The following is a 25,952-nucleotide window of genomic DNA, read 5'->3' on the forward strand; positions in this document are numbered from 1 at the left end:
ACTCACTCTTTTTGTCGTTTCCAACCCGAAGGGCTAACTGTTCACGCCTCAGGCGATCTTGGAGATCACCTGATCGGCCACCGCTTGCGGCACCGGCTCATAGTGATCGAACTGCATGGTGAACTGGGCGCGGCCCTGAGTTGCCGAGCGCAGATTGTTCACATAGCCGAACATGTTCGCCAGCGGCACCATGGCGTTCACCACGGTGGCGTTGCCGCGCATCTCCTGGTCGCGGATCTGGCCGCGGCGGGAGTTCAGGTCGCCGATGACCGATCCGGTATACTCGTCCGGCGTCACCACTTCGACCTTCATGATCGGCTCAAGCAGTTTCACGCGCATCTTGCCCTTGGCTTCGCGCATGGCGGCACGGGCCGCGATTTCGAACGCCAGCACGCTGGAGTCCACGTCGTGATAGGCGCCGTCAACCAGCGTCGCCTTGAAGTCGATCAGCGGGAAGCCCGCCAGAAGGCCGGTCTCGCGCACCGAATTGATGCCCTTCTCGACGCCCGGAACGTATTCCTTGGGCACCGAACCACCAACGATCTTGGATTCAAAGCTGTAGCCCTCGCCCGGCTCGACCGGCTCGAAAAGCAGCTTGACGCGGGCGAACTGACCCGTGCCACCGGTCTGCTTCTTGTGCGTGTAGTCGATCTCGCAGGCTTCGCCAATGGTCTCGCGATAGGCGACCTGCGGCTGGCCGACATTGGCCTCAACCTTGAACTCGCGGCGCATACGGTCAACCAGGATGTCGAGGTGCAGCTCGCCCATGCCGGCAATAATCGTCTGGCCGGACTCTTCGTCCGTCGACATGCGGAAGGACGGATCCTCGGCCGCCAGGCGCTGCAGCGCAACACCGAGCTTCTCCTGGTCGCCCTTCGATTTCGGCTCGATGGCGAGCTCGATAACAGGCTCCGGGAATTCCATACGCTCCAGGATGACCGGTTTGGCCGGATCACACAGCGTGTCACCCGTGGTGGTGTCCTTCAGGCCAGCGATGGCAACGATATCGCCCGCAAACGCTTCCTTGATGTCCTCACGGCTGTTCGAATGCATCAGCAGCATGCGGCCGATACGCTCTTTCTTGTCCTTGACCGTGTTCATCAGGGACGTGCCGGTTTCGACATGGCCCGAATACACGCGGCAGAAGGTCAGCGAGCCCACGAACGGGTCGTTCATGATCTTGAAGGCCAGCAGCGAGGTCGGCTCATTGTCGTCCGCCTTGCGCAGGATCTCGCCATCGGTCTTGGGATCGATACCCTTGATGGCCAGAACGTCGACCGGCGACGGCAGGTAATCGACAACCGCGTCGAGCAGGGGCTGGACACCCTTGTTCTTGAAGGCCGTGCCGCACAGAATCGGGTTGAAGGCCAGCTCAATCGTACCCTTGCGGATGAGCTTCATCAGCTCTTCCTCGCTGGGCATGTCGCCTTCGAGATAGGCTTCCATCGCGGCCTCATCGACCTCGACAGCGCCCTCGATCAGCTTCTCGCGATACTCTTCGGCCTGCGCCTGCAGGTCAGCGGGGATATCCTCATAGTGGAAAGCCGCACCGAGGCTTTCCTCTTCCCAGATGATCGCGCGCATCTTGATGAGATCAATACAGCCCTTGTACTCGGTCTCCGCGCCGATCGGCAGCTGGAGAACGAGCGGGGTGGCGCCCAGGCGCGACTTGATCATCTCGACGCAACGGAAGAAGTCCGCGCCAAGCTTGTCCATCTTGTTGACGAAGATCATCCGCGGAACTTTGTACTTGTCCGCCTGGCGCCAGACCGTCTCGGTCTGGGGCTCGACGCCGGCATTAGCGTCCAGCAGCGCGATCGCGCCGTCCAGCACGCGAAGCGAGCGCTCAACTTCAATCGTGAAGTCGACGTGGCCGGGCGTGTCGATGATGTTCAGACGCTTCTCACGCCAGAAGCAGGTCGTCGCAGCAGACGTGATCGTGATGCCGCGCTCTTGCTCCTGCTCCATCCAGTCCATGGTGGCCGCGCCGTCATGGACCTCACCGATTTTGTGAGATTTGCCGGTGTAATAGAGGATCCGCTCGGTCGTCGTCGTTTTCCCGGCATCAATGTGGGCCATGATGCCGAAATTGCGGTAGTCCTCGATCTTGTGTGTGCGGGCCATGGGGAGAGGTCCTTAGTGTGATCGTTCGTTCGGCCGGATTTACCAGCGGTAATGCGAAAAGGCGCGGTTGGCTTCGGCCATGCGGTGCGTGTCTTCACGCTTCTTCACAGCCGTGCCGCGATTGGAGGCCGCATCGAGAAGCTCGCCAGCCAGGCGCTCGCGCATCGTGTTTTCGTTGCGGGCGCGAGCCGCAGCCGCCAGCCAGCGGATGGCCAGAGCCTTGCGGCGGTCCGGACGCACCTCGACGGGCACCTGGTAGGTCGCACCACCCACGCGGCGGGAGCGCACCTCGATCTCCGGAGCGATATTGCCCAGAGCGTCGTGGAACACGCGGACCGGCTCGCGCTTGGCCTTTTCCTCAAGGATTTCCAGCGCGCCATAGATGATGCGCTCGGCGACGGATTTCTTACCGTCTACCATGATGTAGTTCATGAACTTCGTGAGATCGCGATCACCGAATTTGGGATCAGGCAGAATCTCGCGTTTCTCTGCGCGGTGACGACGGGACATCCAGATCTCTCCTTATTTCGGACGCTTCGCGCCGTACTTCGAGCGGCGCTGACGGCGATCCTTGACGCCCTGGGTATCCAGAACGCCGCGCAGAATGTGGTAACGGACGCCGGGAAGGTCTTTCACGCGGCCACCGCGGATCAGGACCACGGAGTGCTCCTGAAGGTTATGGCCCTCACCGGGGATATAGCTCACGACTTCATAGCCATTGGTCAGACGCACCTTGGCCACTTTACGAAGCGCCGAGTTCGGCTTCTTCGGGGTCGTGGTGTACACGCGCGTGCACACACCGCGCCGCTGAGGGCACGACTGGAGCGCAGGCACCTTGTTGCGCTTCGGCTTGTCTTTCCGCGGCTTGCGGATGAGCTGGTTAATCGTAGGCATGCAGCTACGTCCGTTCCTGATCCCAATGCGCGTTGGAGCCCGTTCACGGACCCCGCAAGCGCGTAAACCCGGCCGCCGGACGGGAGCCTCACTGCTCACGCCCACGGACGGTGTTGAGTTATGTCGTTGTTTCAGGCGACGTCTAACCTGGCCTTGGCACTTGCCTCGGGCAGAGGTTACGGCTCACCCCTGAAAACGAGCGCGGAACCTACTGATCTGGCCTGCCCGCGTCAAGAGACGCATGAGGGGATTTTTACACCCCGTTCACACAGGCCAGACCGGCCCCGTCATTTAAGGCAAAGGGCCGCCGGAAATCCCGGCGGCCCTGAGCAATATTCCCAGTCTGTGAAGGCTATCAGCCTTCTTCGCTGGCCGCCGCCTCGGCGATTTCGGCCGGCAGGGCCTCAGCGCCTTGAGCAGCTTCCTTCTCCCGTTCGGCAAGGCGTTCACGATCACGCTTGTCGGCAACCGACTGGAATTCGCGCATCGTGCCACCCGTCCCGGCCGGAATCAGACGGCCGACGATGACGTTCTCTTTCAGCCCCTCAAGCATGTCGACCTTGCCCTGGACAGCAGCCTCGGTCAGCACGCGGGTCGTCTCCTGGAACGAGGCCGCGGAGATGAAGGAGCGGGTCTGCAGCGATGCCTTGGTGATGCCCAGCAGAACCGGCTCGCCCACCGCAGGACGCTTCTTCTCTTTTTCCAGACGCTCGTTCATCTCGAGGAAGTCGAGCTTCTCGACCTGTTCGCCCGCGAGATATCCGCTATCGCCCGGATCGAGAATTTCCATCTTCTGCAGCATCTGCCGGACAATCACCTCGATGTGCTTGTCGTTGATCGGCACGCCTTGCAGGCGATAGACTTCCTGGATCTCGTTGATCAGATACTTGGCCAGCGCCTCGACGCCCAGGATCCGCAGGATGTCATGCGGGGCCGGGTTGCCATCGAGCAGATACTCGCCGCGCTGGATGATATCGCCTTCCTGTACGGTCAGGTGCTTGCCGCGCGGAACGAGATATTCCACCGGCTCTGCCCCTTCGCCCTCAGGCGTGATGATGATCCGGCGCTTGTTCTTGTAGTCACGCCCGAACTCAACACGGCCGGTTGTCTCGGCGATGATGGCGTGATCCTTCGGCCGGCGGGCCTCGAACAGCTCGGCAACACGCGGCAGACCGCCGGTGATGTCGCGCGTCTTGGCGCCTTCGGTCGGGATACGGGCCATGACATCGCCCGGCTTGACCTCGTCACCATCGCTGATGGACAGGATCGCGCCCACCGACAGCATGTAGTTGGCCGGAGCACCGTTGGCGAGCTTGACCGGCTCGCCCTTCTCGTCGGTGATTACCATGGCCGGCTGGATGGAGCTCGACTTTGACGAGGTGCCACGCCAGTCGATGACGACTTTCGAGGCAATGCCCGTCGCATCATCGGTCTCGTCACGGACCGTCAGTCCCTCGATCGTGTCGATGAACTTCACGCGGCCGCCCACCTCGGTAACAATCGGCGCGGTGTACGGGTCCCACTCGGCGAGGCGGTCGCCCCGCTTGACCTTGTTGCCGGCATCCACGCGCAGCTTCGCGCCGTAGGGGAGCTTGTAGACTTCGCGCTCCTTGCCCTCGGCATCCATGACCACAACCTGCATGTTGCGGCTCATGACGATGAGAGCCCCTTCGGAGTTCTTCACCGTGGAGCGGTCGTTGAAGGCGATCTTGCCGTCATTGAGCGCTTCGATGAAGGACTGCTCGGAGACCTGGGCCGTACCACCGATGTGGAAGGTCCGCATGGTCAGCTGGGTGCCCGGTTCACCGATGGACTGGGCCGCGATAACGCCCACGGCCTCGCCCATATTCACCTTGGTGCCACGCGCAAGGTCGCGGCCATAGCAGGTAGCGCAAACGCCCCAGCGGGTTTCGCAGGTCAGCGGCGAACGGGTCTTGACCGAGATCACGCCCGCAGCCTCGATGGCTGCGCACAGATCCTCGTCCAGATAGGTGTCCGCAGGCGCGATGACATCGCCCGTGGACGGGTCCTTCACCGCTTCGGCCGTGGTACGGCCGAGAATGCGCGCGCCGACTGACACAACCACTTCACCGCCATCAACGACAGCCGAAAGCTCGATACCCTGCGAGGTGCCGCAATCATCTTCGGTGATGATGCAGTCCTGCGCGACATCGACCAGGCGGCGGGTCAGGTAACCCGAGTTCGCCGTTTTCAGCGCCGTATCGGCCAGACCCTTACGGGCACCGTGAGTCGAGTTGAAGTACTCAAGGACGGTCAGGCCTTCCTTGAAGTTCGAGATGATCGGCGTCTCGATGATCGAGCCGTCCGGACGGGCCATCAGGCCGCGCATGCCGGCGAGCTGTTTCATCTGGTTCTTCGAACCACGCGCGCCGGAGTGGGCCATCATGTAGACCGAGTTGATCTCGCCGGTACGGCCGTTTCCGGCATCGATCGGCTTGGAGATCTCGTCCATCATGGCGTCAGCGACCTTGTCGGTGCACTTGGCCCACGCATCAACGACCTTGTTGTACTTCTCGCCGCGCGTGATCAGCCCGTCGACATATTGCTGCTCGTAATCGGAGACCAGGGTACGCGTCTCGTTGACGAGCGTGGCCTTTGCATCCGGGATCAGCATGTCGTCCTTGCCGAAGGAAATGCCGGCGCGGGCCGCCTCGCGGAAGCCGAGCTGCATGATGCGGTCACAGAAGATGACCGTCGCCTTCTGCCCGGTATGGCGGTAGACCTCGTCGATCAGGTTTCCGACAGCTTTCTTGGTGAGGAGCTCGTCAAGAAGGCTCGGCGGCAGGAGCTTGTGACGCGGCAGGTGCTCAAGCAGCTTCATCCGGCCCGGCGTCGTATCGATGACGCTGACCTTCGGCTCACCCTCCTCGTCGACGCCCTCGTAACGCGCCTTGATCTTGGAGTGCAGGGTGACGATGCCGGAATCCAGCGCAGCATCAATCTCGGCCATCGAGCCGAAGACCATGCCTTCACCCGGCTCGCCGTCCTTGGCGATGGAGAGGTAGTACAGCCCCAGCACGATATCCTGCGACGGCACGATGATCGGCTTGCCGTTAGCCGGCGAGAGGATGTTGTTGGTCGACATCATCAGCACGCGCGCTTCCAGCTGGGCCTCAAGGCTCAGCGGAACGTGCACGGCCATCTGGTCGCCGTCGAAGTCGGCGTTGAACGCGGCGCAGACCAGCGGGTGAAGCTGGATCGCCTTGCCCTCGATGAGTTTCGGCTCGAACGCCTGAATGCCCAGACGGTGCAGGGTGGGCGCGCGGTTCAGCAGAACCGGGTGCTCGCGGATCACCTCGTCGAGCACGTCCCAGACTTCGGGGCGTTCTTTCTCGACCAGCTTTTTCGACTGCTTGACGGTGCCGGACAGACCCTTGGCGTCGAGACGCGCGTAGATGAACGGCTTGAACAGCTCCAGCGCCATTTTCTTGGGCAGGCCGCACTCGTGAAGCTTGAGGTCCGGGCCGACCACGATGACCGAACGGCCGGAATAGTCCACGCGCTTGCCGAGCAGGTTCTGGCGGAACCGGCCCTGCTTGCCTTTGAGCATGTCGGACAGTGATTTGAGCGGGCGCTTGTTGGTACCGGTGATGACACGGCCACGGCGGCCATTGTCAAACAGGGCATCGACCGCTTCCTGAAGCATGCGCTTCTCGTTGCGGATGATGATATCCGGCGCGCGCAGCTCGATCAGGCGCTTCAGGCGGTTATTGCGGTTGATGACCCGGCGATAGAGATCGTTCAGGTCAGAGGTTGCAAACCGGCCACCGTCCAGCGGCACGAGCGGGCGCAGTTCCGGCGGAATGACCGGAACGACCGTCATGATCATCCACTCGGGACGGTTCTTCGAGAAGATGAAGGATTCAAGGAGCTTGATCCGCTTGGAGAGCTTTTTCAGCTTCAGCTCCGAGCCGGTCTCCTTCATCTCTTCCTTCATGCGCTCGACTTGCGCAGGCAGGTCCATATTGGCCATCAGCTCGCGGATGGCCTCTGCGCCGATGCCGGCGGTGAAGGCGTCTTCACCGTACTCGTCAACCGCCTGGTAGTATTCTTCCTCGCTCAGGAGCTGGTGCTGCTGCAGCGGGGTCAGGCCCGGCTCCATGACGATATAGGCCTCGAAGTAGAGCACGCGCTCCACATCCTTCAGGGCCATGTCCATCATCAGGGCGATGCGGGAGGGAAGCGATTTCAGGAACCAGATATGGGCAACCGGAGCGGCCAGTTCGATATGGCCCATGCGCTCACGGCGAACGCGCGCCAGCGTGACTTCCACGCCGCACTTCTCGCAGACAATGCCCTTGTACTTGATGCGCTTGTACTTGCCGCACAGGCACTCATAGTCCTTGATCGGACCGAAGATGCGGGCACAGAACAGGCCATCACGCTCGGGCTTGAACGTGCGGTAATTGATCGTTTCGGGTTTCTTCACCTCGCCGTACGACCAGGAGAGAATCTTCTCCGGGCTTGCCAGCGAAATCCGGATCCGGTCGAAGGCGGGGCCTTCGGCGGACGGGTTGAAGATATTCATGACCTCTTGGTTCATGTCCGTCTCCTTGACGGTGGCGGCGGCAGACCCTTGAGGGCAAGGCCTGCCGCCTGATCACAGTTTGGCCGCTAGCGGCCTATTCGTTGACGAGCTCGACGTTCAGGCCAAGCGAACGCATTTCCTTGACCAGCACGTTGAAGCTTTCCGGGATACCCGCCTCGAAGGCGTCGTCACCGCGCACGATGGCCTCGTAGACCTTGGTACGGCCGGCCACGTCGTCCGACTTCACGGTGAGCATCTCCTGCAGGGTGTAGGCTGCGCCATATGCCTGCAGCGCCCACACTTCCATCTCGCCGAAGCGCTGACCGCCGAACTGCGCCTTGCCGCCCAGCGGTTGCTGGGTCACGAGGCTGTACGGACCGATGGAGCGTGCGTGGATCTTGTCGTCGACAAGGTGGTGCAGCTTCAACAGGTGCTTGATGCCGACAGTGACCTTGCGCTTGAAGGGCTCACCCGTCTGGCCGTCATACAGAGTCGACTGACCGCTTTCGTCAATGCCAGCACGCTTGAGATACTCGACGATGTCCGGTTCACGGGCGCCATCGAATACCGGCGTGGCAATCGGCACGCCAGCGGAGAGGTTACGCGCCAGCTCGGCGATATCAGCTTCGTCCTCGGGAAGCTCCTGATCCTCGCCATAAGCCCCATTGATCGCCTTCTTGAGCACGTTGGCATCGCCATCGCGGGTGTAGGCTTCATAGGCCTGACCGATCTGCTGGCCGAGACCTTTGCAGGCCCAGCCCAGATGGGTCTCGAGGATCTGACCCACATTCATGCGCGAGGGCACGCCCAGCGGGTTCAGCACGATGTCAACCGGCGTGCCGTCTGCCAGGAAGGGCATATCTTCGAGCGGGTTGATCTTGGAGATCACGCCCTTGTTGCCGTGACGGCCGGCCATCTTGTCGCCCGGCTGCAGCTTGCGCTTCACCGCGACGAACACCTTGACCATCTTCATCACGCCCGGGGGCATTTCGTCGCCGCGTTGCAGCTTCTCGACCTTGTCCTCGAAGCGGCGGTCCAGACGGGCCTTGGACTCGTCATACTGCTTCTTGAGGGCTTCGACCTCGGCCATAGCCTTCTCGTCTTCAAGGCCAATCTTCCACCACTGCGAAGCCGGCACGTCTTCCAGCGAGGCTTCGGTGACCTTGCCTTTGGCAAAGCCGCGCGGACCGGAGACCGCCTCGCGGCCGAGCAGGATCGTCTTCAGGCGCGAGAAGATGTCGCGCTCGAGAATCTCAAGCTCGTCATCACGGTCTTCGCCAAGACGCGCGATTTCGTCGCGTTCAATGGCAATGGCGCGCTCGTCCTTGTCGACCCCGTGGCGGTTGAATACACGCACTTCCACGATCGTGCCCGTGGTGCCCGGCGGCAGACGCAGCGATGTGTCACGCACGTCGGAGGCCTTTTCGCCGAAGATCGCGCGCAGGAGCTTCTCCTCCGGCGTCATCGGGCTTTCGCCCTTCGGCGTCACCTTGCCAACGAGAATGTCACCGGCCTCAACTTCGGCGCCGACGGCAACAATGCCGGCTTCGTCGAGATTGCGCAGTGCTTCCTCGCCCACGTTCGGGATATCCCGGGTGATCTCCTCCGGCCCAAGCTTGGTGTCGCGGGCCATGACCTCGAACTCCTCGATATGGATCGAGGTGAAGACGTCATCGCGCACGATACGCTCGGAGATGAGGATGGAGTCCTCGAAATTGTAGCCGTTCCAGGGCATGAACGCGACGATCACGTTGCGGCCAAGGGCCAGCTCGCCAAGGTCTGTGGACGGTCCGTCACCAATGATGTCACCGGCTTTCACCACATCGCCGACCTTCACGATCGGACGCTGGTTGATGCAGGTGGACTGGTTGGAACGCTGGAACTTGGACAGCCGGTAGATGTCGACGCCCGAGGCCGCCGCATCAATATCGCCGGTCGCACGTACCACGATACGCTGGGCGTCCACCTGTTCGACCACGCCGTCCCGGCGGGCGATGATGGCAGCACCGGAATCGCGGGCCACGACAGCTTCCATGCCGGTGCCGACCAGCGGCGCTTCATTGCGCAGCAGAGGCACGGCCTGACGTTGCATGTTCGAGCCCATCAGCGCGCGGTTGGCGTCGTCATTCTCAAGGAAGGGAATGAGCGCCGCGGCAACCGACACAACCTGTTTCGGCGACACGTCGATATAGTCGACGTCCTCGCGCGGGATCAGGGTCGCGTCGCGGTTCGGGCCAATCCGGCAGTTCACGAACTCGTTCGCCAGCTCGCCTTTCTCGCTCACGGTCGCATTGGCCTGGGCGATGTTGAACTTGGCTTCCTGCATCGCGCTCAGGTAATCGACCTGGTCGGTCAGCTTGCCGTTTTCCACCTTGCGGTACGGGCTTTCGATAAAGCCGTACTTGTTCACACGCGCAAACGTGGAAAGCGAGTTGATGAGACCGATATTCGGGCCTTCCGGCGTCTCGATCGGACAGATCCGGCCGTAATGGGTCGGGTGCACGTCGCGCACCTCGAAGCCTGCACGCTCACGCGTCAGACCACCCGGGCCAAGCGCGGACATGCGGCGCTTGTGGGTGACTTCGGAGAGCGGGTTGGTCTGGTCCATGAACTGCGAGAGCTGGGAGGAGCCGAAGAACTCGCGCACCGCGGCCGCTGCCGGCTTGGCGTTGACCAGGTCATGCGGCATCACAGTCTCGATATCGACCGAGCTCATGCGCTCCTTGATCGCACGTTCCATGCGCAGCAGGCCGACGCGGTACTGATTTTCCATCAGCTCGCCGACCGAACGCACACGACGGTTGCCGAGATTGTCGATATCGTCGATCTCGCCCTTGCCGTCGCGCAGGCCGTGGAGAACCTTGAGAACCTCCACAATGTCCTCGCGGCGCAGCACACGCACATCGTCCGGGCATTCCAGATCAAGGCGCATGTTCATCTTCACGCGGCCTACGGGCGAAAGGTCGTAGCGCTCGGCGTCAAAGAACAGGCCATTGAACAGCGCTTCGGCCGTCTCGGGCGTCGGCGGCTCGCCCGGGCGCATCACGCGATAGATATCGACCAGCGCCTGCTCGCGCGTGTCGTTCTTGTCGGCGGCCAGAGTGGTGCGGATATAGCCGCCCACATTCACGCCATCAATGTCGAGCACCTCGATCTCGTCATAGCCGGCATTGGTGATCTCTTCGAGAAGCTCCAGCGTGATCTCGTCGCCAGCCTCGGCGAAGATTTCGCCGGTTTCCGCGTTGACGATATCCTCGGCAAAGAAGCGCCCGACCAGATCATCGCCGGCCACCAGCAGATTCTTCACGCCGTCTTCGGCGAGCTTGTTGGCGATACGCGCGGCAATCTTCTTGCCAGCCGGCGCGATGACCTCGCCCGACTTGGCATCAACCAGATCGCGCAGCGGCTTCACGCCGCGCCAGTTTTCCTTGACGAAAGGCGTGGTCCAGCCCGCCTTGACCTTCTTGTAGCCAACGCGGCCATAGAAGATCGACAGGATGGCTTCCTTGTCGAGACCCAGCGCGTACAGCAGCGTCGTCGCCGGAAGTTTGCGGCGGCGGTCGATACGTACATGGATGATGTCCTTGGCGTCGAACTCGAAATCGAGCCAGGAGCCGCGATACGGGATGATCCGCGCCGCGAACAGATATTTGCCAGAGGCGTGGGTCTTGCCGCGGTCATGGTCGAAGAACACACCCGGGGAGCGATGCATCTGGGAGACGATAACCCGCTCGGTGCCGTTCACAACGAACGTGCCCTTGTCGGTCATGAGCGGAATATCGCCCATGAACACGTCCTGTTCCTTGATGTCCTTGACCGAGCGCGCGCCCGTTTCCTCGTCCACATCAAACACGATGAGACGCATTTTGACTTTCAGCGGCGCTGCGAACGTCATGTCGCGCTGCACGCATTCCTCAACGTCATACTTGGGCGGCTCGAACTCGTAGGACACGAATTCCAGAACGGCCCGTTCAGAGAAATCCTTGACGGGGAAAACAGACTTGAACACTGCCTGCAATCCTTCGTCCGGGCGCTCGCCCGTACGCAGATCCTTCATCAGGAACTGCTCGTAGGAATGCTTTTGCACCTCAATGAGGTTGGGCATCTCCAGCGCTTCGGGGATGCGACCAAACGACTTGCGAATGCGCTTCTTGCCGGTGAACGACAGACCCATTTCCGCTCCCTTTGCCAGGTTAAAGACCCGGCATCGTCCTACAGTGACGCGAATGCGTCCCGCCCGCCCCGGTGAAAGTGGCAACAAGCATGAGGGGGCTTGCCACCCTGACCTGGCACACCCGGGGCAGACCGGAATGCCAGGCGAAACTTGAAACGCCCGAACGGGCGCGTGGCTTTGCGCCACACGCCCGCCGGATCGCTGTGTCAGGAACCGCGAACGGCCCTGATCCTTACTTCAGCTCGACAGTAGCGCCTGCTTCTTCGAGCTGCTTCTTCATGGCCTCGGCCTCGGCTTTCGGCGCGCCTTCCTTGACGGCCTTGCCACCGGCTTCCACCAGGTCCTTGGCTTCTTTCAGACCAAGGCCGGTGATGGCGCGGACTTCCTTGATGACGTTAATTTTCTTGTCACCGGCGGTGACGAGGATCACGTCAAATTCAGTCTTCTCTTCCGCAGCAGCGGCTTCACCGCCAGCAGCGCCGCCTGCAGCGGCCACGGCCACCGGAGCAGCAGCGGAAACGCCCCACTTCTCTTCGAGAAGCTTGGCGAGGTCAGCAGCTTCCAGCACGGTCAGGCTGGAAAGGTCTTCCACGAGTTGTTCGATTTTCGACATCGGTTTTCAGTCCTGTTTGAATGCGTTGTCACTAGAGATGCGGAGACGGCGTCATGCAGCCTGTTTGTCTGCATAGGCCTGAAGCAGGCGGGCCAGCTGGCCGGCGGGGGCTTGAACAACCCCTGCGACCTTCGTGGCGGGCGCCTGGATGAGGCCGATCAGCTTGCCGCGCAGCTCGTCCAGAGACGGCATGGTGGCAAGAGCCTTGACCTGGCCTTCATCAAGAACCGTGACGTCCATGAACCCGCCGATCAGAACGAGCTTCTCGTTCTTCTTGGCGAAGTCCGCAGTGGCTTTCGGTGCCGCAACCGGGTCTTCGGCGTAGGCAATGGCGACAGGTCCGGTGAACATGTCGGCAGCGCCTTCAGCCGGAGAGCCCTTCAGGGCAATCTTGGCCAGACGGTTCTTCACAACCTTCAACTGCCCGCCGGACTTGCGAAGTTCGGCACGCAGAGACGTCATTTCCGCAACAGTGAGTCCGGAGTAGTGAGCAATCACTACCGAGCCGGCGCCGGCGAAAATGCCTTTATAGGCATCGACAGCTTCGACTTTCTGGGCTCGCTCCATTGCGGTCTCCCGTTACAGGATGACCGGACTACCCGGTCATCTTGCGGTGATGGGGACGCCGCTTCTCTCCGGGACCACCCCGGAGCGCGCTCACCCCCGCCATGTATCCTGTCCGGGGAACGAAATGACGCCGCTTGCCGCGCATGACACGCGATAAACAGGTATTTTCGTACTCCCGTCTGCGCAGGGCCGTCTTTGAGATTAAGCGGAAAGGCGGCAAGCCCCCTTCCCGCCCCTGCGGTCTCGGACAGGTGGCCGGCAGGCCGGGCAAGCCCGGCAAACCAGCCGCCAGAACCGGGCGAACCCGGCTCTGGAAACTTCAGTTATGCAGCCGCGGGCGCACCGCTGCTGGCTTCGGCCACGTCGATCTTAACGCCCGGCCCCATGGTCGAGCTGAGCGATATCTTGCGGATATACTGGCCCTTGGCACCGGCCGGCTTGGCCTTGTTGAGGGCGTCAAGCAGGGCTCGGATGTTTTCCGAAATCTGCTGGGCGGAGAAGCTCGCCTTGCCGACTCCGGCATGGACGATCCCGGCCTTCTCGACGCGGAATTCCACGGCGCCGCCCTTGGACTGCTCGATGGCCTTGGCGACGTCCATGGTCACCGTACCCACTTTCGGGTTCGGCATCATGCCGCGCGGGCCCAGCACCTTACCCAGACGGCCGACGAGCGGCATCATGTCAGGCGTGGCGATCACTTTGTCAAAGTCGATATTGCCGGCCTGGACGGTTTCCACCAGGTCCTCGGCGCCGACGATATCTGCCCCGGCCTTCTTGGCTTCTTCAGCCTTCGGGCCCTTGGCGAACACAGCCACGCGCGCGGTACGGCCCGTGCCGTTCGGCAAAGGGCACACGCCGCGGACCATCTGGTCGGCATGGCGGGGGTCGACGCCCAGATTGACGGCGATCTCGATCGTCTCGTCAAACTTTGCACTCGCCTTCGACTTCACGAAAGCCACGGCATCGTCGATCGTATGAAGCTTGTTGCGGTCAAGGCCTTCGCGGCAGGCGGCAACACGTTTTGCGATTTTAGCCATATCCGCTTACCCCGTCACTTCCAGGCCCATGGACCGGGCCGAGCCTTCGATAATGCTCGTCGCCTGATCCAGATCGTTGGCGTTGAGATCCTTCATCTTAAGTTCCGCGATCTCACGGCACTGGGCGCGCGAAATCTTGCCCACGGGGCCGGACTTGCCCGTCGTGGCGCTGCCCTTCTGGATCTTGGCGGCCTTCTTCAGAAGGAAGCTCGCCGGCGGCGTCTTCGTCTCGAAGGTGAACGACTTGTCCTGGTAGACGGTGATGATGGTGGGGATGGGCATCCCTTTTTCCATCTCTTGCGTCTTGGCGTTGAACGCCTTGCAGAACTCCATGATGTTCACGCCGCGCTGACCCAGCGCCGGGCCGATCGGCGGCGAGGGGTTAGCGGCTCCGGCGGGAACCTGCAGCTTGATGTAGCCGGTAATCTTCTTGGCCATATCCCTGTCACTCTTTGTCGGGGCGCACCCCGGTTAGAAGAAACTTCCATCACTGCCCGGTCAGGCCAGCAGCGGAAGCGCGGGCGGCGCGGTGAACGGAGCCGGAATGGACTTTCCCGGACCCTCCCGCACCGAAGTCACAGTCAGCTGGCTTTTTCCACCTGGCTGTATTCAAGCTCGACCGGCGTTGCCCGGCCGAAAATATTGATCGCGACCTTCAGCACCGAACGCCCCTCATCCACCTCTTCAACGATTCCGTTGAAGCTGGAGAAGTGGCCATCGGTGACGCGAACCGTCTCGCCGATTTCGTAGGAGACAGTCGGGCGCGGATTTTCCGCATCCTCTTCCATCTTGCCCATGATGCGCAGCACTTCGCTTTCCGGAACGGGAAGCGGACGCGCGCCGGAGCCGAGGAAGCCCGTCACTTTCGGCGTATTCTTGACGAGGTGATAGGCGTCATCGGTCATGTCCATTTTCACCAGCACGTAGCCGGGAAAATACTTGCGCTCGGTGTTGACCTTGCGGCCCTTGCGCACCTCGGTGACCTCCTCGGTCGGGACCACAATCTCCTCGAACTTGTCGGTCAGCCCCTTCAGCGCCGCTTCGGAGCGGATCGCATCAGCAACCTTCTTCTCGAAGTTGGAATAGGCGTGAACAATGTACCACTTGGCCGACATGCGTATCAGGCTCCCAGGCCGAGCAGGAAATTGACGATGAGGCCGATGAGGGAATCGACCCCGAAGAAGAAGACAGCCGCAATCACCGAGAGAATCAGGACGAAGATGGACGATACGATCGTCTCGTTACGGCTGGTCCAGGTGACCTTGCGGCCCTCCTGGCGAACCTCGCCGATGAAGCGGAACGGGTTGAACGGCTTCTTGCGCACGGGCGCAGTGGCGCCGGCGGCAGAAGCGCTGCCACTGCCCTGCCCGGATGCGCCTGCGCGCGCCGGCTGACGGGTTTTGCCTGCTTTTGCCATCGCCTCTTTCAAACTCTAATAATGGGTGCGCGGGATGATCGCGCACACCTTGCAACTGGCAGGGGCGGAGGGGCTCGAACCCCCGGCCTGCGGTTTTGGAGACCGCCGCTCTACCAGCTGAGCTACACCCCTATCAAAGTCCAACGCAAAACCGCCCGGTGCGCACCCTTGTCACGCGCCGGACGGCCAAACCCGTCCTTTGAGCCGCGCCTTGTAGCGGTTTGCGGCGCCGGTGAAAACCCTTATGAGCGGTTAAATCACATTTTTTATCCACACCCGGCGTGAGCCGTGCTGACAGGCGGGTTCTGCACCGGGGCCGCTGTGCCCCTGATGTGCCCCTGAAAGGCACGAAACACCCACAAAAGAAGAAAGGCGGGCACAAGGCCCGCCTTTCCCACTTTGCAGTCTGAAACCAGACCGTCTGATCGCCTAGAAGCGCGAGCGGACGGAGAGGCTCCACATACGTCCGAGGGCACGATAGACCTGCGGGTCTGTATTGCCCTGACCGCCGATGACACCGCCAGCTGTCTGCGTGGCGATCTCGTCGGTGAGGTTCTGAGCACCAACGGTGAGCGAGAGTGCATCGGTGACATCCCAACGGACCGAGAGGTCGATGTAGTTCACAGCCGGAGTGTCGTCGATGAACGCGTTGCCAATGCCGAACCAGCCATCGCTGAGGCTCGGAGTGTGAACCCACCGCAGCTGGGTGGCAACCGACGGCAGAGCGTAGGTCAGCGTCAGCGTGTTGGTGTACTCCGGATAGGCAGAACCGATCTGACCGTAGGTGATGCCACGCAGGTCAGTACCGTTCGAGTTCCACTCTTCGAGGTGGTTGTACAGGTTGTTCACACCCAGGGTACCGTCCATGCCGAAGAGCGGCAGGTCCATCTGGAAGTCAACCTGAACGTCCACACCCTTCGTCTGCAGGAAGCCAGAGTTCTGGCGGCCTGTGTTCACGAAGTCGATCTGGCCGTTGTCGGTCCGGCGCTGGATGCGTTGGCAGTCCGAGCTGGTCAGATCGCCCGAAGCGAAGCACGAACCGATGATGGTGCCCGCACCACGCGTCGAGATAACGTCTACGATCTCGATGTCATAGTAGTCGACAGCGAGGTTCAGCGTGCCGAACGGGATCGGCGGCGAAGACGTGAAGCCGATCGTGAACGTGTCGGCAGTCTCAGGGCCCAGATCCGGCTGGCCGAAGGCAAACGCCTGGACCTGCGTGTTGTTCTGGTTGAAGCCCGTGATGGCAGCTGCCGGCACACCTTGAGCGATACAGAAGGCCGCGGTGGCCGCCGTACGCGCAGGCGTGTCGTTACAGGGATCGGTGTAGGCCGGGAAGCCCTGGTCACCATTCTGGAACAGCTCGAAGGCCGACGGAGCGCGGGTAGCGCGGTTGAACATCGTCCGGAACCGGAACCAGTCAACCGGAGCCCACTCGCCACCAATCTTGAAGGTGTCTACAGTGCCAGCGGTGCTGTAGTCGGACACGCGGTAGCCCAGCTCAAGACCCAGATACTCGATGAACGGCTGATTGGCCACGAGCGGAACTGCAGCCTCAGCATAGAGTTCGGCGATACGCACCGAACCACCGAGTGACTGAACCGCATTGAAGCCGAAGATGTCACCATTACGCTGCGCATCATCAACAACACGGCCAGCGCTGTCTTCACGGTATTCGACACCGGCAGCAACACCGACCGGACCGGCTGGCAGTTGCATCAGGTCACCATTCACGAAGAACATGAAGTGGTTACGCTCGGAGAAGTCCAGCGAACGCGTATCGGTACGCAGGAAGCTCACCATGTCAGCGTCGAGGGTGTTCGGGCCGAAAATGTTCAGCTCGACACACCCCGGGAGAGCGCCCACGGCCGGGCAACCAGACAGACCTTGAGCCAGGGCGGTGCGGTTGATCGAGTTACGTGAGTCGTTGATCGCGTCCACTTTGGAGTAGATCGCAGCCGCCTGCCATGACCAGTTGGCATTGAAGTCGCCTTCAAAGCCGACTTGAGCCATCAGCGAACGGTTGGTGAAGTCCGAAACACGCGTACCAACGCTGTTGAAGCGATAGTTCATCACAAAGTCGGCGGTCGGGTTCGGACGGGTGGCAAGAGCCGCCGCCAGATCAGCCGGAATAAAGCTGTTCGAAGCGGAAACCGTGAGACCCGTAGCCGGCGTGGCTGCAAGCTCAACCGTGTTGGTGATCTCGCTGTACATGACGCTGGCGGTCATTTCGACGCCATTGCCCAGCTCATAGCTGCCGAACACAGCAAAGTTGTAACGCTCCGCCGGAATGACGATGTAATTGTCAGGAGCGAAATTGTAACGGCGGGACGTACCGGCAGGAATCGCACAAGCCGTACCGCTGGCACCGAAATACGGAACCAGATTACCGTTATCGTCGAACGCCAGGTTGCCCGAATTGTAAGGCTGGCCGGGCGTGGCCGGATTACAGTCGAGGTCCGCCGCTGCGAACTGCCCGGGAAGAACTGCTGCCAGACCCTGGAACGGGTTGGTGGCATTATTGTTCACCGAGCCCCAAGGCGGAGTAGCCGAACCACCGGAGAAAAGCTGGATGACAGAATTGCCTGCAGCAATCTCCGCGTCACGGCGCGCAATGAACGAGGCCGGATCATCTTCGATGAACGAACCCACAACAGCACCGCCCGAAACAATGCCGTAAATGGCCGCCGACGTCCGCGAATAGTCAAACGCAGACTGGAAGACACCGTCACGTGCATAGTAGCTGCCGTACATGGCGAGATTGCCGCGGCCATTGTCGAAGTTGCCGCCAAGCAGGAAGTCAACGCCATGGCGAGCCGAGGCCGGACCATCTTCCGCGAACGCATAGGTGTAAGAAACCTCTGCACCCTCGTAATCATCACGCAGGATGAAGTTGGCAACGCCGGAGATGGCGTCCGAACCGTAAACCGTCGACGCACCACCGGTAACGACTTCGATCCGCTCGATCAGGCCCGTCGGAATGTTGTCCAGCGAAACCGTACCGGTCGTGGACGACGGGGGCAGGCGGATGCCGTTCACCAGAAGCAGGTTGCGGTTCGTACCGAGACCACGAAGGTCAAGGGTTGCAAAACCGAAGCCGCCAGCATTGTTCGAAGACTGGTTGTTGCCCGGAATGACCTGCGGCAGTTCGTTGAGCAGCGATTCGAGCGTGAGCGTCTGGCTCAGCTGGATCGTCTCAATGCCAACCGTGGTAATCGGGCTAGCCGCCGTGAAGTCCTGACGCTGAATGCGCGAACCGGTGACCTGAATGGTTTCACGCTGCTGCGTGGCACCCTCTTCTTCAGCTTCCTGCGCAAGAGCAGGAGCCGCTGCGGCGCTGGCCGCAACGAAGCCCGCCAGGACCGAAGTCCGCAGGAGCGCTTCCTTGTTCCACTTTTTCACGATGTTTCCCCTTTGGTTTAAGGCAGTCGAATCATAACGAGGCCCATGGCCACGAACCCGCAAATGCGGATCAGCGGGCCTTTCACAGCCTCGCTTGGCCTTACCATTGCGGAAACTTCATAATGCGCCAAGCGCTTGGTGCTGCGCTGACACATGTTCGCCCTCTACCTGTTGCAAAAAGGTCATCAAAGCGGGCGCCAGCCGCCGCAATTTCGCATGCCGCACAAAAAGAACCGGCCCGGAGCGCTGCTCCGGGCCGGTCTGGCATTCGGCTTTGTGGGGATTTGCGATTCGCCGGAGCGAACGCCCAATTTCCGCTAGTCGATAATTTTGGAGACGACGCCTGCGCCGACGGTTCTGCCGCCTTCACGGATGGCGAAGCGCAGCTTTTCTTCCATCGCGATCGGCTGGATCAGGTCGACGGTCACTTCCACATTGTCGCCCGGCATCACCATCTCGGTACCCTCTTTCAGGGTCACGATCCCGGTCACGTCCGTCGTGCGGAAGTAGAACTGGGGACGGTAATTGGTGAAGAACGGCGTGTGACGCCCGCCCTCTTCCTTCGTCAGAATGTAGGCTTCCGCCTCAAACTTCTTGTGCGGCTTCACAGAGCCCGGCTTGGCCAGAACCTGGCCACGCTCGACACCGTCACGCTCAACACCGCGCAGCAGCGCGCCCACATTGTCGCCCGCCTGACCCTGGTCAAGCAGCTTGCGGAACATCTCAACGCCCGTGCACGTCGTCTTCGAGGTGTCGCGGATACCCACAATCTCGATCTCGTCGCCCACTTTCAGAATGCCGCGCTCGATACGGCCCGTCACAACCGTGCCGCGGCCCGAAATCGAGAACACGTCCTCGATCGGCATCAGGAACGGCATGTCAACCGGACGCTCCGGCGTCGGGATATACTCGTCCACAGCCGCCATCAGCTCGCGGATCTTGTTCTCGCCGATCTCAGGATCACGCCCCTCCATCGCCGCCAGAGCCGAGCCGGCAATGATCGGAATATCGTCGCCCGGGAAGTCATACGAGCTCAGAAGCTCGCGGATCTCCATCTCCACAAGCTCGAGAAGCTCAGGGTCATCAACCTGGTCAACCTTGTTCATGAACACGACCAGAGCCGGAACACCCACCTGGCGCGCCAGAAGAATGTGCTCGCGCGTCTGCGGCATCGGGCCATCCGCCGCGTTCACAACCAGAATCGCGCCGTCCATCTGCGCCGCGCCCGTGATCATGTTCTTCACATAGTCAGCGTGGCCAGGGCAGTCCACGTGCGCATAGTGACGGTTCTCCGTCTCATACTCAACGTGAGCCGTCGAAATCGTGATCCCGCGAGCCTTCTCCTCAGGCGCGCCATCAATCTGGTCATACGCGCGAAACTCACCGAAATACTTCGTAATCGCCGCCGTCAGCGTCGTCTTGCCATGGTCAACGTGACCAATCGTGCCAACGTTCGCATGCGGCTTGTTACGCTCAAACTTTGCCTTGGCCATCGCGCCTTGTCCTCGTCGCAACTTGCTGGAAAGGCAGCGCGTGCAGCGCTGCCCGGGTTAACTGACGGGGCGGGATAGCGCCCGCCACGGCCTATTGCAAGAGGTTTGCGCGCAAGTGACGGGCTCTGCCTGCAGCCCTCGCGCTGTTCCGCGGGACCGGTGCCGGGCGGAGGCGCCAGATCACGGTGCGGCGGATGGAGCGGGTGGACGGGATCGAACCGACATATTCAGCTTGGAAGGCTGACATTCTACCATTGAATTACACCCGCGCCGTGCGCGCCGCGCATCCGCAATCCTAGCGGCAGCCCTGACCGATGGCGAGACAATTCCCGCACTTTTCCGGTCATGGCCTGTCCAGCCGGAGCCCGCTTCGCGAACAATGGCTGGTGGAGGGGGCTGGATTCGAACCAGCGTACGCTTGCGCGGGCAGATTTACAGTCTGCTGGATTTAACCACTCTCCCACCCCTCCGGATCGCCAGCTGCCGGGCGGACCGGCCGGGCCTTGCGATTTGGCCTTGTCAGAAACGCTCTTGCGCCAATGCGCCGGGCGTCCTAACGAGGCTGCCTCGTAAAGCCGGGACGCGACTTATACTTATGGCCCCTGACCAGCGCAACACCTCCAAACGGGCTTTCGCACACACCCGTGCACAGGGCCGCGGACCTGCCCGCCAACGTGGTGACATGCTGCCACCCGGCGAGGGCTGGATATGGGGCCGGCACGCGGTACTCGCCGCTCTGGCCAACCCCAAACGCACGCCGCTATCGCTGCACGTCACGCGCAACGGCGCGAAGGATCTTGATGGGGCGATGCGCGCACGCATCGAACCGCAGGTCGAGGAGCCGGGCGATATCAGCGCCCGTCTGCCTGATACGGCCGTCCATCAAGGGTTCGCCCTGAAGGCAAAGGCGCTGACCCCCGAACCGGTGCAGGGAGTTCTGGACCCGACGCACGGTCTTCTTGTGGTGCTCGACCAGATCACCGATCCGCACAATGTCGGCGCGATCTTCCGCTCGGCGGCAGCCTTCGGCGCGCGTGCCATCGTCATGCAGGACCGCAAATCGCCACCGATCTTCGGCACGGTGTGCAAGAGCGCGGTCGGGTGCGCGGAAAAGATCGGCCATGTCGAGGTTACCAATATCGCCGACACGCTGAAAGGCTTCCGCGAGGAAGGCCGGTTCGTGATCGGGCTGGCAGGCGAGGCGGAAATCTCGCTGGACGCCGCCGTGCAGACCGGCGCAGACACGATGGGCCGCACGACAGGGCTCGTCATTGTCCTGGGGTCAGAGGACAAGGGCCTGCGCCCGCGCGTCGCCGATCATTGCGATGTGCTGGCACGCATACCCATGGGCCCGAAAGCAGAGAGCCTGAACGTCTCCAACGCCGCCGCAGTGGCTCTCTATGAAGCCTCCAGGCACGATCCGCGGATCAATCCGGAAAGCTAGCAAGGCACTCGGCTACTGCCCTGCCCTACCGCGCCAGCGCGCTGGCAAACGCCTCGGCAGCCTGCGAACCCGCCACCGCCTCAAGCGCAGCCAGCAATTCCTCCGTCGTGGCCCACCGCTCAGTCATGTAGCGGTGAATGAAGGCGTCAAAGCGCACCTCGCCAATCTGCGCCTCGAGCTCGGACAGCAGATAAGGTGCCTTGCGATACATCAGCCGATGCGATGGCCGCGAGTCCATCTCCGGTGACCAGACCGGACCGGCATCGCGCCCCGCAGCGTCAAACATGGACACCATCGCATCATAGGCCTCCTGGCCGTGATGCTCCCGCACGAACCGGGCGGTCACATATTCAGCGAACGCTTCCGACATCCAGTGATGGGGGGAGTTGAAATTCGCTGTCACGGCCCAGTGATGTGCCATCTCGTGGCACAAGAGGCCATGTGCATCGAGAAGGTCATCAAAACCTGCAGCGTCGAGGGAAATGAAATTGGGCCGGTAATAACCGGCTTCGTCGCGTGGAGCGATCACGATCCGGACGTTTTCCAGCCCGTCCTCCTGCCCGTAGCGCGCGTTGAGATAGGTTGCGCAGTCACTGGCTGCCGTGTCGATCAGCGCAAGCTGAGCCTCGGGCGCGCCCGTGTGGAAGACCGAGAATGCGTCCCGCTCAAGACGCGTGATGGCGGGTGCGGCGGCGAAATTCACGTCGATGTGCGGACGGGTAAACTCGATAATGTGGATACCTTCCTCATATACGGCAGGCGGACCAGCGATGACCGTCCAGTTGCCGCCAAGCTCCACCGACAGCGTGCCGGTCATCATCTGGTCAAAGCTGGCAGACACGGGAAACCAGTAGGCATCGAGCATTAGCTCGATCCATTCCGGCGACACCTGAGCCATTCCACTGTCATCAAGGTGGGGCGTGCCGGCATAGGAAAAGGCCAGCTCGACGGTATCCCCCGGTTCAATTCCGGTCAGATCAATCTGGTGGTTTGCGAAAGGCGAGGAATCATCAGCGCTGACAGAGTGACTGCGCACATGCGCGCCACTGACCGAACTGACGTCCAGACCATGCGCCAGCAGAAATCCGACGCTGTCAGTATTGTCTTCGCCGGCAATGAAGGACAGGTGCCACTCGGCGGAAAGCGAGCCTGTAAGCGGGTCGGGCCCGACATGGCCTTCGAAATTGGCCTGCCCGTGAACTGGCGGTACGGCGGCAAATGCCGACGGCACCAGAATGATAAATGCCAGTGATAATAACGATTTCATGCTCAACGCCCCCGAACCCAGCCTGAATATAATCAGCCGGGTTGTGATTGAGGCAGGCTTGCTCGCTCATGACTGAGGCGTGAACTTTTGTTCATGTTGGGCGTCCGTGATCATCTCCGCCAGCCAGATGCAATGCAGCCTCGCCTGCTCCCCCAGTGGTTCCGGGAGATCGACATTGCGGCGCGCTGCCTCGCGCGCAACGAACGCCTCTAGGTCAAGCGCCTCCAGTATGCCGGACTGATCACTGACCGAGTCCGGTCCCCCATCGCCGGACAGGCGGGCCACCCACCGGAAGAGCTGGTAGTAGGCGTCAGCAGCCTGCATGAACGGATCTGCGCCCTGTGTGGCGAGATACTCGCCAATCGTTCCATCGCTCCCGTAGATGCCTTCGGTCTGCGGATGTGGTGTGAGTTCGACAAACTTTTCGCCTTCACCGTCGACAATGCGCCCCAGCGGATACAGGCGGCAGACCAAAGGCCTGTCGGCATGCACGGTGCAGCCCTGCTCTCCGAGAAAGACACACGCTCCGTCAGCCTTCTGACGCAGATAGACATGATCGGTCACATAGCGCTCACGGAAGGCTGCCGCGTCGAGGTCTTGCGCGCGCGCCAGCCGGGCCAGCTCATAGGGATTGAGCTGAATTTTCTTGTGGTGGCAGCACCGGCTGCACGCGGCGCACCGATAGGAAAACGCCGCCTGGCGGTCCATGCCCTCGTCAGGCACCACGACTATTGCGGACGGCGCTGACGCCCGTCATCTCGCAGATCGGGCCGTTCAGCCTGCTCACCATCAACCCCGTCAATCTTGATCTGACGGGAGGGCTGGTCGGTGATCTTGATCTGCCGCGAGGGCGACTCGATCTTTAACTGGCGCGCCGGGACGTTCTCCAGCTTGTACTGGCGTGAGGGCACGGCATCGTCAGAATCAGTGGCACCATCACCCAGCTTGTACTGCCGTGAAGGCCGTTGCGGCGGTTCACCAATCTTCAGCTGGCGGGCGGCCGCCTCGCTGCCGCGCCTGTCGGAGTGCGCCTCTTCGCGCTCGCGCGGCGGATCACTGGCATGCGCGCCGGCCACACCAACCGAGGCGCCCAGAATGGCGGCGAGTGCTATGGGATTGAGTTTCGTAGACATGGTTCTGCTTTCGCATGGCTCTGCTACCCTTCAACCCTAACAGCATAACCGGCCCGGGGCCAAATCGGCGGCGGGCGGCGATTGCCAACGGACCCGCCCGACCGCTAAGACTCCGCCCCATGACCCAGCCCCACGCGCCGCGCAGCGAGTTGCGCACCCATAGCGTCTTCAACCAGTCCGAGCCATTGAGCGGGATCAATCTGTTCAGCGCCGACCGCGTGCTGGGAGATGCCGTCAGCCGCAATGGGGGTGAAGCCCACCGTGACCATCTCTCGGCCTTCGGCGCGCAAGTGGGCTCAGCCGAGGTGCAGGAATGGGGCCGGCAGGCGAATGAAAACCCGCCGAAATTCAAGCCCTTCGACCGCTATGGCCACCGCATTGACGAGGTGGAATTCCACCCCGCCTACCACCAGCTGATGCAAACCGGGCTGGAAGCGGGCGTCTCCGCAGCGGCCTGGAATACGGATACCGCCCCGCACACGCTCCATTCGGCCCTGCTCATGCTGATGGGTCATGCCGATGCCGGTGTGTGCTGCCCGATGTCGATGACCTATGCCTGTGTGCCGGCCCTGCGCCATGCCGCTTGGGCGGATGACTGGATCAAGGGCGCGACCGCGGGCGCCTATGATCCGGCCATGAAGCCGATGGACAAAAAATCCGGCCTGACCATCGGCATGGCGATGACCGAGAAGCAGGGCGGATCGGATGTGCGCGCCAACGAGACCCGGGCGGTCAGCATTGGCGGGGATGAGGTGGAGCTGACAGGCCATAAATGGTTCTGCTCTGCGCCCATGAGCGATGGCTTCCTCACCCTTGCCTATGAGGGCGACGGTGAGAACGCTGCCCTCTCCTGCTTTCTGGTGCCGCGCTGGCGGCCTGATGGCACACGCAATACAATCGAGATACAGCGTCTGAAGGACAAGCTCGGCGACCGCTCCAACGCCTCTTCCGAGATCGAATATCACGGCGCCTGGGCGTGGCGCGTGGGCGAACCGGGACGCGGTGTGCGCACCATTATCGACATGGTCAATCACACGCGCCTTGATTGCCTGGCAGGGTCAGCGGGCCTCATTCGTACGGCGAGCTTTCACGCCATCTGGCATGCTGACCGGCGCGCGGCCTTCCAGCGCCGCCTGATCGACCAGCCGCTGATGCGTGAGGTGCTGGCAGAGCTCGCCATGGAAGCCGAAGCGGCAATGGCGCTCGCTTTCCGCGTGGCCCACGCCTTCGACAGGATGACCACCGCTCCGGCTGAGGCGGCGCTGGCGCGCGTACTCACCCCCATCGCCAAATACTGGATCTGCAAGCGGGCGCCCTACCTCGTTTATGAGGCGATGGAGGCCCATGGCGGGGCAGGCTTTGTCGAGGAATCGCCTTTGCCCCGCATGTTCCGCCAGAGCCCGCTGAATGCGATCTGGGAAGGCTCTGGCAATGTGATCGCGCTCGATACGCTGCGCGCCCTCAGCCGTGACCCTGAAAGCCGTGAGGCGCTGCTGGCCCATCTCGCCCGCGGCAAGGGGCAGAACGCGGCGCTGGATGCCCTGATTGGCCGCATCGAGGCTTCACTGGCAGGGGGCATTGGCGAGGCCGATGCCCGCCGCTTCAGCGAGGAAGCGGCGCTGGCTCTGTCTGCCCTTGCCCTGATGGATGCGGGGCTCGATGCAGCTTCCGACGCATTTCTCGCCCGGCGCATTGCCGGCCAGTCGACGACGCTGGGCGCTGGCAATGGCCGGATCGACACCGAAAAACTGATTGAGCGCGGGCGATTGGCGGTCTAGGGCGTGGACTCATAAGCTCTGACCCAGAGTCTTGCTGATGCGAGTGCGATGGCGGCCAGG

Annotated in this window: 19 protein-coding genes and 3 tRNA genes; 3 read left to right on the forward strand and 19 right to left on the reverse strand. The window is 61.8% G+C overall.

Going from position 1 to position 25,952, the window contains the following annotated elements; all coding sequences use genetic code 11:
• Positions 1 to 48 precede the first annotated feature (48 nt).
• The 13 genes from fusA to IEV75_RS13065 form a co-directional block, all read right to left on the reverse strand.
• Positions 49 to 2,124 carry an elongation factor G gene (gene fusA / locus IEV75_RS13005; RefSeq protein WP_188453001.1) on the reverse strand — a complete coding sequence of 692 codons (2,076 nt, stop codon included), beginning with the start codon at positions 2,122 to 2,124 and terminating at the stop codon, positions 49 to 51.
• A 39-nt stretch (positions 2,125 to 2,163) separates the two neighbouring features.
• The gene (gene rpsG / locus IEV75_RS13010) at positions 2,164 to 2,634 is read right to left on the reverse strand and encodes a 30S ribosomal protein S7 (protein ID WP_188453002.1); all 471 of its coding nucleotides are present in this window, start codon (positions 2,632 to 2,634) and stop codon (positions 2,164 to 2,166) included.
• A 12-nt stretch (positions 2,635 to 2,646) separates the two neighbouring features.
• On the reverse strand, positions 2,647 to 3,018 hold the full coding sequence (gene rpsL, locus IEV75_RS13015) for a 30S ribosomal protein S12 (protein ID WP_036512005.1): 372 nt from the start codon (positions 3,016 to 3,018) through the stop codon (positions 2,647 to 2,649).
• Positions 3,019 to 3,373: 355 nt separating this feature from the next.
• Positions 3,374 to 7,582, reverse strand: coding sequence for a DNA-directed RNA polymerase subunit beta' (rpoC, locus tag IEV75_RS13020; RefSeq protein WP_188453003.1), 4,209 nt, complete (start codon positions 7,580 to 7,582; stop codon positions 3,374 to 3,376).
• A 79-nt stretch (positions 7,583 to 7,661) separates the two neighbouring features.
• Positions 7,662 to 11,741 carry a DNA-directed RNA polymerase subunit beta gene (rpoB, locus tag IEV75_RS13025; protein ID WP_188453004.1) on the reverse strand — a complete coding sequence of 1,360 codons (4,080 nt, stop codon included), beginning with the start codon at positions 11,739 to 11,741 and terminating at the stop codon, positions 7,662 to 7,664.
• A gap of 232 nt (positions 11,742 to 11,973) precedes the next feature.
• The gene (gene rplL, locus IEV75_RS13030; RefSeq protein ID WP_188453005.1) at positions 11,974 to 12,354 is read right to left on the reverse strand and encodes a 50S ribosomal protein L7/L12; all 381 of its coding nucleotides are present in this window, start codon (positions 12,352 to 12,354) and stop codon (positions 11,974 to 11,976) included.
• A gap of 51 nt (positions 12,355 to 12,405) precedes the next feature.
• Positions 12,406 to 12,921 carry a 50S ribosomal protein L10 gene (gene rplJ / locus IEV75_RS13035; protein ID WP_127565792.1) on the reverse strand — a complete coding sequence of 172 codons (516 nt, stop codon included), beginning with the start codon at positions 12,919 to 12,921 and terminating at the stop codon, positions 12,406 to 12,408.
• A 323-nt stretch (positions 12,922 to 13,244) separates the two neighbouring features.
• Positions 13,245 to 13,958 (reverse strand): 50S ribosomal protein L1, encoded by a 714-nt coding sequence (gene rplA / locus IEV75_RS13040; RefSeq protein WP_188453006.1) that lies wholly within the window; start codon positions 13,956 to 13,958, stop codon positions 13,245 to 13,247.
• A gap of 6 nt (positions 13,959 to 13,964) precedes the next feature.
• Entirely contained in the window at positions 13,965 to 14,396 is a 432-nt protein-coding gene (rplK, locus tag IEV75_RS13045) for a 50S ribosomal protein L11 (RefSeq protein ID WP_188453007.1), read from the reverse strand.
• A gap of 143 nt (positions 14,397 to 14,539) precedes the next feature.
• Entirely contained in the window at positions 14,540 to 15,073 is a 534-nt protein-coding gene (gene nusG, locus IEV75_RS13050; protein ID WP_188453008.1) for a transcription termination/antitermination protein NusG, read from the reverse strand.
• A gap of 5 nt (positions 15,074 to 15,078) precedes the next feature.
• Complete coding sequence (gene secE / locus IEV75_RS13055; protein WP_188453009.1) at positions 15,079 to 15,375, reverse strand: preprotein translocase subunit SecE; 297 nt, start codon at positions 15,373 to 15,375, stop codon at positions 15,079 to 15,081.
• Positions 15,376 to 15,431: 56 nt separating this feature from the next.
• Positions 15,432 to 15,507 (reverse strand) — tRNA-Trp (locus IEV75_RS13060).
• Between the two features lie 297 nt (positions 15,508 to 15,804).
• On the reverse strand, positions 15,805 to 18,777 hold the full coding sequence (locus tag IEV75_RS13065; RefSeq protein WP_188453010.1) for a TonB-dependent receptor plug domain-containing protein: 2,973 nt from the start codon (positions 18,775 to 18,777) through the stop codon (positions 15,805 to 15,807).
• A gap of 153 nt (positions 18,778 to 18,930) precedes the next feature.
• Here IEV75_RS13065 and IEV75_RS13070 point away from each other — a divergent pair, with 153 nt between their 5' ends.
• Positions 18,931 to 19,098: a hypothetical protein gene (locus IEV75_RS13070; protein ID WP_188453011.1), complete on the forward strand. Its 168-nt coding sequence runs from the start codon at positions 18,931 to 18,933 to the stop codon at positions 19,096 to 19,098.
• On the opposite strand, the gene tuf is transcribed toward IEV75_RS13070, so the two are convergent.
• The 3 genes from tuf to IEV75_RS13085 all read right to left on the reverse strand — a co-directional run bounded on the left by tuf (position 19,095) and on the right by IEV75_RS13085 (position 20,740).
• On the reverse strand, positions 19,095 to 20,270 hold the full coding sequence (gene tuf / locus IEV75_RS13075; RefSeq protein WP_188453000.1) for an elongation factor Tu: 1,176 nt from the start codon (positions 20,268 to 20,270) through the stop codon (positions 19,095 to 19,097). The two genes, IEV75_RS13070 and tuf, sit on opposite strands and share 4 nt — an antisense overlap.
• A gap of 195 nt (positions 20,271 to 20,465) precedes the next feature.
• Positions 20,466 to 20,539, reverse strand: a tRNA-Gly gene (locus IEV75_RS13080).
• A 115-nt stretch (positions 20,540 to 20,654) separates the two neighbouring features.
• Positions 20,655 to 20,740, reverse strand: a tRNA-Tyr gene (locus IEV75_RS13085).
• A 212-nt stretch (positions 20,741 to 20,952) separates the two neighbouring features.
• On the opposite strand from IEV75_RS13085, the gene IEV75_RS13090 reads away from it, so the two are divergent.
• A complete protein-coding gene (locus IEV75_RS13090; RefSeq protein WP_233351866.1) occupies positions 20,953 to 21,714 on the forward strand; it encodes a TrmH family RNA methyltransferase in 762 nt (253 codons plus the stop codon).
• Between the two features lie 25 nt (positions 21,715 to 21,739).
• Here IEV75_RS13090 and IEV75_RS13095 read toward each other — a convergent pair whose 3' ends face one another.
• The 3 genes from IEV75_RS13095 to IEV75_RS13105 all read right to left on the reverse strand — a co-directional run bounded on the left by IEV75_RS13095 (position 21,740) and on the right by IEV75_RS13105 (position 24,114).
• Positions 21,740 to 22,981, reverse strand: a complete 1,242-nt coding sequence (locus IEV75_RS13095) for a M1 family aminopeptidase (RefSeq protein WP_188453013.1) — start codon at positions 22,979 to 22,981, stop codon at positions 21,740 to 21,742.
• Positions 22,982 to 23,047: 66 nt separating this feature from the next.
• Positions 23,048 to 23,689 (reverse strand): YkgJ family cysteine cluster protein, encoded by a 642-nt coding sequence (locus tag IEV75_RS13100; protein WP_188453014.1) that lies wholly within the window; start codon positions 23,687 to 23,689, stop codon positions 23,048 to 23,050.
• A 20-nt stretch (positions 23,690 to 23,709) separates the two neighbouring features.
• Entirely contained in the window at positions 23,710 to 24,114 is a 405-nt protein-coding gene (locus IEV75_RS13105; RefSeq protein ID WP_188453015.1) for a hypothetical protein, read from the reverse strand.
• 119 nt (positions 24,115 to 24,233) lie between these two features.
• Between IEV75_RS13105 and IEV75_RS13110 the strand changes: the two genes are divergently transcribed.
• Positions 24,234 to 25,892 carry an acyl-CoA dehydrogenase family protein gene (locus tag IEV75_RS13110; RefSeq protein WP_188453016.1) on the forward strand — a complete coding sequence of 553 codons (1,659 nt, stop codon included), beginning with the start codon at positions 24,234 to 24,236 and terminating at the stop codon, positions 25,890 to 25,892.
• Positions 25,893 to 25,952: the final 60 nt, after the last annotated feature.

Origin of the sequence: Glycocaulis albus (assembly GCF_014639075.1) — a bacterium.
Taxonomy (GTDB): Bacteria; Pseudomonadota; Alphaproteobacteria; order Caulobacterales; family Maricaulaceae; genus Glycocaulis; species Glycocaulis albus.